Source organism: Pseudanabaena cinerea FACHB-1277, assembly GCF_014696345.1.
Lineage (GTDB): Bacteria > Cyanobacteriota > Cyanobacteriia > Pseudanabaenales > Pseudanabaenaceae > Pseudanabaena > Pseudanabaena cinerea.
In genome coordinates, this window is sequence record NZ_JACJPY010000140.1 from 1 (window position 1) to 6,388 (window position 6,388).

Genomic DNA, 6,388 nt, shown 5'->3' on the forward strand with positions numbered 1-6,388 from the left:
CCCTGTTAGATTTAGACCTTACTTCGATTAAATTACACCCTAATTTCCACAAGCTTTGCTCTTACGGCTCTATCTCTGACCAATTTTGTCCGTAGTATTGAATATAGTTACTAGTTTTTAATGCGTGTAGCCACTAAACTTGAGCGATCGCCACCATGAAATTTAATTTCGCCATCCAGCGTATCGTCATCTCTCAATTGTAGCCACCCACTCCCTGATGCTTCATCACATTCATCATTACCTTCCCAAGTGAATTCCAGACGAGTTTCTGTTTTTCTCTTAATAACCTCTCCATCAATATATCCTGAGACCAATCCAAATTGGAACTGCCCATCACCACGCTCATCTATGGAAATAAAAGCCTCTACCTCCATATTGAGATAATCTGCTTCCCATAACTCCATCTCATCAATACGCCAGTCACCAGTATATTTCATGTTTATTGTATTTATTGCTTAAAGCTATTTACTTGCTTCCATGTAGGCGCGTAACAAAGAATTAATCTGAGTTTGATAACCATGTCCCTGAGACTTAAACCAATCTAAAACATCTCGATCAATCCGAAGTGTAACCTGTGCTTTTGACTTAGTAACTGGTATACCACCACGCTTAACAATTGCTTTTGCAAACATCTCAGGAGTCACCTCTGGACAATCCGACAAATCAATATCTTCATCATTCATCTTCTCTAGTCTTTCCCAATCAGTTAAAGACTTCCTCGAAATAGACTTTTTGTTCATACTTAGTTGCCTTTCTTACAGAAATAATGCGAATAGAGTCCTGTCGATCAGTGTGAACAACTGCCACAACCAATCCTCTCAATAAACCAAAAGTGACGAAGCGTTGTTCTCCATAATCATAGCGATCATCTTCAACTATTAACGTATCACCATCAAACACAATAGCCACATCAAGAAAATCAATGCCATGTTTACGAAGATTAGCAATACGCTTTGCTTCATCCCATTCAAAGTTCATTAGTTGGATTGCATTAATATTATAGATTTACTGTAGCTACAAATTGTAGTTATGGTAGTGTAAATATATCATTTCAAACTTAATTTGCGCCTAAAAATTGATTAGGATCGATAATAAGTTAAGTTTTCGTAAAGAATAAAAAACAACAAACTATGTTATCAGCCTACCGTGACCATGTTGCCGATCGCTCCGCCCAAGGGATTCCCCCCTTACCCCTCAATGCTCAGCAAGCATCCGCCCTCTGTGAGCTATTGCAAAATCCCCCCGCAGGTGAAGAGGAGTTTTTATTAGCATTACTACGCGATCGCATTCCCCCAGGTGTGGATCAAGCTGCCTATGTGAAAGCAGGATGGCTAACAGCGATCGCTAAGGGTGAAAGCACATCCCCCCTAGTATCCCCTGCCTATGCGGTGGAACTACTCGGCACGATGGTCGGTGGCTATAACGTGCAGACCTTGATTGATTTGTTAAGCAATGACGATTTAGGCGACTTGGCGGCAACGGCTCTCAAGAAAACCCTCTTAGTATTTGATGCCTTTAACCAAGTTTTAGAATTATCGCAAACTAACGCCAGAGCTAAAGCCGTCATTGATTCATGGGCAGCCGCCGAATGGTTTACCAGTCGTCCTGCCCTGCCTGAAACCGTGACCGTGACCGTATTTAAAGTCACAGGTGAAATCAATACCGATGACTTCTCACCCGCTTCTCAAGCCTTCTCCCGTCCCGACATTCCCCTCCATGCCCTCTGTATGTTGGAGTCGCGTATTCCCGATGGTCTGCAAACCATTGCCGAACTCAAGCAAAAGGGGCATTCCGTCGCTTTTGTCGGTGATGTCGTGGGAACAGGTTCTTCGCGCAAATCTGCGATTAACTCGGTGCTGTGGCACATCGGCAACGACATTCCCTTCATTCCCAACAAGCGATCGGGTGGCGTAATTTTAGGAAGTACGATCGCGCCGATCTTCTTTAACACTGCTGAAGATGCAGGAGCATTACCAATTCAATGCGATGTCACCAAAATGGAAACTGGCGATGTGATTACGATCCACACGCGCGAAGGTAAAATCACGAACGCTGCAGGTGAAACCTTATCCACCTTCAGTCTCACTCCTGACACGATCGCCGATGAAGTTCGCGCAGGTGGTAGAATTCCCCTCTTAATTGGTCGTAGCCTTACCGCCAGAACCAGACAAGCTTTAGGACTTCCCGCCAGTGATGTCTTCATCCTTCCCGCCACACCTCCCGACACAGGCAAAGGCTATACTCTCGCCCAAAAGATGGTCGGCAAAGCTTGTGGTGTCGCTGGTGTACGTCCCTACACTTCCTGCGAACCCTTGATGACCACCGTTGGTTCTCAAGATACAACAGGTCCCATGACTCGCGATGAGTTACAGGAACTTGCTTGCTTAGGATTTAGCGCCGACTTGGTGATGCAGAGCTTCTGCCATACCGCCGCCTATCCTAAACCCACCGACATCAAAACCCATAAAGAACTTCCCGACTTCTTCTCCAATCGTGGCGGCGTAGCTCTCCGTCCCAACGATGGCATTATCCATTCTTGGTTAAATAGAATGCTCCTACCCGATACCGTTGGCACTGGTGGCGATTCCCATACCCGTTTCCCCTTAGGCATTTCCTTCCCCGCAGGTTCTGGACTAGTCGCCTTCGCTGCTGCCCTTGGCATTATGCCCCTCGATATGCCCGAATCCGTGTTAGTTCGCTTTAAAGGCGAATTGCAACCAGGGGTAACATTGCGCGATGTCGTCAATGCGATTCCCTATATTGCGATTCAACGCGGATTGTTGACCGTTGAGAAGAAGAACAAAAAGAATGTCTTCGCAGGTCGGATTATGGAAATCGAAGGTTTGCCAGATCTCAAAGTGGAACAAGCCTTTGAACTCACCGATGCCACTGCCGAGCGTTCCTGTTCTGGTAGCACGATCAAGCTCAGCACTGAAACCGTTGCTGAATACTTGCGATCGAATGTTGCCCTGATGAAGAACATGATCGCTCGCGGCTACAGCGATGCTAAAACTCTATTGCGCCGTATCGCCAAAATGGAAGAATGGCTCGCTAATCCTGTATTAATGGAAGCCGATCCTGATGCCGAATATGCGGAAATCATCGAGATCGATCTCAATGAAATCAAGGAGCCAATTGTCGCCGCACCCAACGATCCTGATAATGTGAAGTTGCTCTCCGAAGTAGCGGGCGATCGCGTGGATGAGGTCTTTATCGGTTCCTGCATGACCAATATCGGACATTACCGCGCCGCCGCCAAGGTTCTCGAAAAGGAAGCTGCCGTAAAAGCCCGTCTCTGGGTCGCACCACCCACCCGCATGGATGAGTTCCAACTCAAAGAAGAAGGAATCTACAGCACCTTTGGTGTGGCTGGAGCCAGAACCGAAGTCCCTGGATGCTCTCTCTGCATGGGTAATCAAGCCCGTGTTGCCGATGGCGCAACGGTGTTCTCCACTTCCACCCGCAACTTCAATAACCGCATGGGTAAAGATGCTCAAGTCTATCTCGGTTCCGCAGAACTCGCGGCAGTCTGCGCTTTGCTAGGTAAGATTCCAACCGTGGAAGAATACCAAGCGATCGTTACTAAGAAGATCGATCCTTTTGCCAGTGACCTCTATCGCTATCTCAATTTCGATCAGATCGCCAATTTTGAAGATCAAGGTCGGGTGATTGCATTAGAGGATATGCCTCGCATTGAGGACATTTTGGGTATGCCTGTAGCGGCGAAGTAGTTAGTTGCGTATAATAAGGGTGAGCCTGTAAAACGGCTTGCCCTAACAAATCACAAGGAAGGAGGAAATGGCAAAAGATACTTACCATGAAGCTATTAAAAATGCTTTAGTTAAGGACGGTTGGACAATTACGGGTGATCCCTATCCTTTGGAGTATGAAGATCTTGAACTTTATCCAGACTTAGCTATCGAAAAGTTTATTTCAGAAACGCAAAGGCAACGGAAGATTATTATTGAAATTAAAAGCTTTATTAGTCTTTCACTGGTCAAAGATTTTGAGTTAGCTTTAGGGCAGTATATAATTTATCGCGATCTGATTAGACTATTACAAGATGAATACGAGGAGATTTATTTAGCTATTAAAGACGAAGTTTATAATACCTTCTTTCAAAGAAAATCAATTCAAGTTCTAGTCAAATTAAATCAACTTGCTTTACTTGTTGTGAATATAGAAAAGGAAGAAATAGTGCAATGGACAAGCTAAATAACTATCGTCAAATCATTAAAAATATATTAACTGAGCATGATCATCTTGCTAATCGCTCAGCTAGAAAAAAATATCAAACCTGCTTGATTTTTGATGAAGTCCATGATCATTATCTATGGATGTCTATAGATTGGGTTAATCAGAAGAGAATCAATAATACCCATGTTCACGTTCGCATTAAAAATGAGAAAGTTTATATTGAAGAGGATTGGACTGAGGATGGTATTGCTAATGAGTTGTTAACGGAAGGTATCCCAAAGTCTGATATTGTTTTAGCTTTTCATGATCCTGAGACTCGGAAGTTAACTGAGTTTGCAGTGGCTTAGCGATCGCCTTTCATACATTATCTTGAAGGTTAAAATAAAATTTGTCACCATCATTTCAACAAAAAAACTATGATTGACTTTCAGCTATCTGTTCAACCACAAACGGAACAAAGACTTAGAAAAATTTTAAGTCAGGTGCAAGATACTGAGATGTTTGCAAGGAATATTATTTCCTATCAAATTGCAGAATTACAGAAAGGGATCTTAAACTTGCGATTGGATCTAAAAGAATTTGAACAAAAATATCAAATGACTTCTGAAGAATTTCAAGAGAGATTTTCTCAAGGTGTTTTAGGAGATGATGCAGATTTTATGGTTTGGTCAGGTTTGTACGAAATGCTTTGTCACAATCAGATGCAGCTTAGCGAATTGAGATGATGGATAAAAATCAAGCCATGATTTTTCGCTATGATAATGCTCCCCGTCATGCTGAAGTTTCTACTTTTCCACATCACAAGCACGAAGGCGATGATATTAAGGAATCGCCTGAAATTATTCTCTATCAGGCGCTTTTAGAAATTGCTCAAAGACAGAGATAATTTTTTTAAGAGGGCGATCGCCTATTCATTTCATGGGTAAAATAGCCTGATTGTTGATAAGTTTATGGGGAAGGCGATCTGATTTTAGGCTGTCTAAAAGTAAAGTGCAATTCGCTAACTCATTAGAACTTAGACTTTATTTCTTCAAATGCTTAAATCTTGCCATCAACCAATTCCGGAATATCTTCTTCATAGTGAAATTTTTGAAGCCATAATCTGGCGGCTCCTTGTAGAGATAGATAAGTATCAGATTTCACTTGCAAATTTGTGATTTTTGGTGACAGACCATTAATTAATGTATTTCGATCAATAAAATCATCTCTTGACCTTCCTCCACCAATTACAATGGAACTAAAATCTTTCCCTTCTTCATTTTTAATAGAATTAATAATCCAAGCTATACGTTGAGAAAATTCTTGTTTCTTCTTAACTCTATTCCAATCAGTTTGAGTGCCAGCCCACTCAAAAAAATGCTGTCCAGCAAGCTGATGTGGATTTCCGTAAAAGCCGTCTGACCATTCTTTGTGAATATGACCAACCTCAAAAGATTCAACAAAATAACTACTTCTCGAAAGAATTGCTTTCCTTTTACCTTTTTTAATAAAGGCACTACCAATCCCACCACCAAGAGTTAGACATAAAGTCGGCAGTTTTAACTTCTTGATGATTACAGCGTCCTGACACCCTAATGCAAAAGCAACTGCATCATTTACAATGATAATGTCCTCTTCACCTATTTCCTCATTTAACTTTTCACGAATCATACTTTCCCACCCTTCAAAATACTCTGATGAATTATCAATTCTTCCATCCTGTGAATTTACGGGACAACATAGTGATAATGCTAAACCATCAATTTTATTAATTGACTTATCAGCCTCTAATTCTTTTTTAAGATTTTTCAGATATCCAGTAAATTTGACAAAGCCAGTTTGACCGAAAAAGTCTCCAGTTGAGTCAAGCAGAAACTTTTTAGTAAATTCCATATTGTATGTATCAGAACTAGCTCCAATTAGCGCAGTTTTACATCTCCGATGACCTAATTCAACACAAATCAAGTTATATTTTTGATGTGGCTTTGAAGGATTAAGTGTATTCCAAGCAGATTTAAGAATCGGCACTGGTTCCGTGTAATGAGTAGGGAAAAGCATTGCAATATATGACATATGGAGTTAATAATAAAAGATAAACTTCGGCTAAAAATACCAGTGTAATGAATCTATTTACCTATGCTTGTCCAGAATGTGGGAGCGAAGATGTGTGTGCTGACCACCAGTATAAGACGAAAAATTATGGGGTTAGGAC

The 6,388-nt window shown here is 41.8% G+C and carries 9 protein-coding genes; 5 read left to right on the top strand and 4 right to left on the bottom strand.

From position 1 onward, the window contains the following. Positions 1-110: 110 nt before the first annotated feature. The 3 genes from H6F44_RS21790 to H6F44_RS21800 are packed head-to-tail and all read right to left on the bottom strand — an operon-like array spanning position 111 to position 978. Positions 111-437 (bottom strand): hypothetical protein, encoded by a 327-nt coding sequence (locus H6F44_RS21790; RefSeq protein WP_190353191.1) that lies wholly within the window; start codon positions 435-437, stop codon positions 111-113. 24 nt (positions 438-461) lie between these two features. Next, a complete protein-coding gene (locus H6F44_RS21795) occupies positions 462-740 on the bottom strand; it encodes a BrnA antitoxin family protein (protein ID WP_190353192.1) in 279 nt (92 codons plus the stop codon). After that, on the bottom strand, positions 703-978 hold the full coding sequence (locus H6F44_RS21800) for a BrnT family toxin (protein ID WP_190353193.1): 276 nt from the start codon (positions 976-978) through the stop codon (positions 703-705). Before H6F44_RS21800 ends, H6F44_RS21795 begins: the two co-directional genes overlap by 38 nt. 152 nt (positions 979-1,130) lie before the next feature. On the opposite strand from H6F44_RS21800, the gene acnB reads away from it, so the two are divergent. The 5 genes from acnB to H6F44_RS21825 all read left to right on the top strand — a co-directional run bounded on the left by acnB (position 1,131) and on the right by H6F44_RS21825 (position 5,083). Then, complete coding sequence (gene acnB, locus H6F44_RS21805; protein ID WP_190353194.1) at positions 1,131-3,731, top strand: bifunctional aconitate hydratase 2/2-methylisocitrate dehydratase; 2,601 nt, start codon at positions 1,131-1,133, stop codon at positions 3,729-3,731. Between the two features lie 67 nt (positions 3,732-3,798). Then, positions 3,799-4,215, top strand: coding sequence for a XisH family protein (locus tag H6F44_RS21810; protein WP_190353195.1), 417 nt, complete (start codon positions 3,799-3,801; stop codon positions 4,213-4,215). Then, a complete protein-coding gene (locus tag H6F44_RS21815) occupies positions 4,203-4,544 on the top strand; it encodes a XisI protein (protein ID WP_190353196.1) in 342 nt (113 codons plus the stop codon). Before H6F44_RS21810 ends, H6F44_RS21815 begins: the two co-directional genes overlap by 13 nt. A gap of 69 nt (positions 4,545-4,613) precedes the next feature. Next, the gene (locus H6F44_RS21820) at positions 4,614-4,922 is read left to right on the top strand and encodes a hypothetical protein (RefSeq protein WP_190353197.1); all 309 of its coding nucleotides are present in this window, start codon (positions 4,614-4,616) and stop codon (positions 4,920-4,922) included. Beyond that, positions 4,922-5,083 (top strand): toxin-antitoxin system TumE family protein, encoded by a 162-nt coding sequence (locus H6F44_RS21825; RefSeq protein WP_190353198.1) that lies wholly within the window; start codon positions 4,922-4,924, stop codon positions 5,081-5,083. The genes H6F44_RS21820 and H6F44_RS21825 overlap by 1 nt, the downstream gene beginning before the upstream one ends. A gap of 152 nt (positions 5,084-5,235) precedes the next feature. On the opposite strand, the gene H6F44_RS21830 is transcribed toward H6F44_RS21825, so the two are convergent. After that, the gene (locus H6F44_RS21830; RefSeq protein ID WP_190353199.1) at positions 5,236-6,249 is read right to left on the bottom strand and encodes an ROK family protein; all 1,014 of its coding nucleotides are present in this window, start codon (positions 6,247-6,249) and stop codon (positions 5,236-5,238) included. Positions 6,250-6,388 lie beyond the last annotated feature (139 nt).

Excerpts from the sequence above, each read along its gene's own strand:
- H6F44_RS21830 (WP_190353199.1), bottom strand. The coding sequence starts at position 6,249 with ATGTCATATATTGCAATGCTTTTCCCTACTCATTACACGGAACCAGTG.
- acnB (WP_190353194.1), top strand. The coding sequence starts at position 1,131 with ATGTTATCAGCCTACCGTGACCATGTTGCCGATCGCTCCGCCCAAGGG.
- H6F44_RS21820 (WP_190353197.1), top strand. The coding sequence starts at position 4,614 with ATGATTGACTTTCAGCTATCTGTTCAACCACAAACGGAACAAAGACTT.
- H6F44_RS21795 (WP_190353192.1), bottom strand. The coding sequence starts at position 740 with ATGAACAAAAAGTCTATTTCGAGGAAGTCTTTAACTGATTGGGAAAGA.
- H6F44_RS21790 (WP_190353191.1), bottom strand. The coding sequence starts at position 437 with ATGAAATATACTGGTGACTGGCGTATTGATGAGATGGAGTTATGGGAA.
- H6F44_RS21825 (WP_190353198.1), top strand. The coding sequence starts at position 4,922 with ATGGATAAAAATCAAGCCATGATTTTTCGCTATGATAATGCTCCCCGT.
- H6F44_RS21815 (WP_190353196.1), top strand. The coding sequence starts at position 4,203 with ATGGACAAGCTAAATAACTATCGTCAAATCATTAAAAATATATTAACT.
- H6F44_RS21810 (WP_190353195.1), top strand. The coding sequence starts at position 3,799 with ATGGCAAAAGATACTTACCATGAAGCTATTAAAAATGCTTTAGTTAAG.
- H6F44_RS21800 (WP_190353193.1), bottom strand. The coding sequence starts at position 978 with ATGAACTTTGAATGGGATGAAGCAAAGCGTATTGCTAATCTTCGTAAA.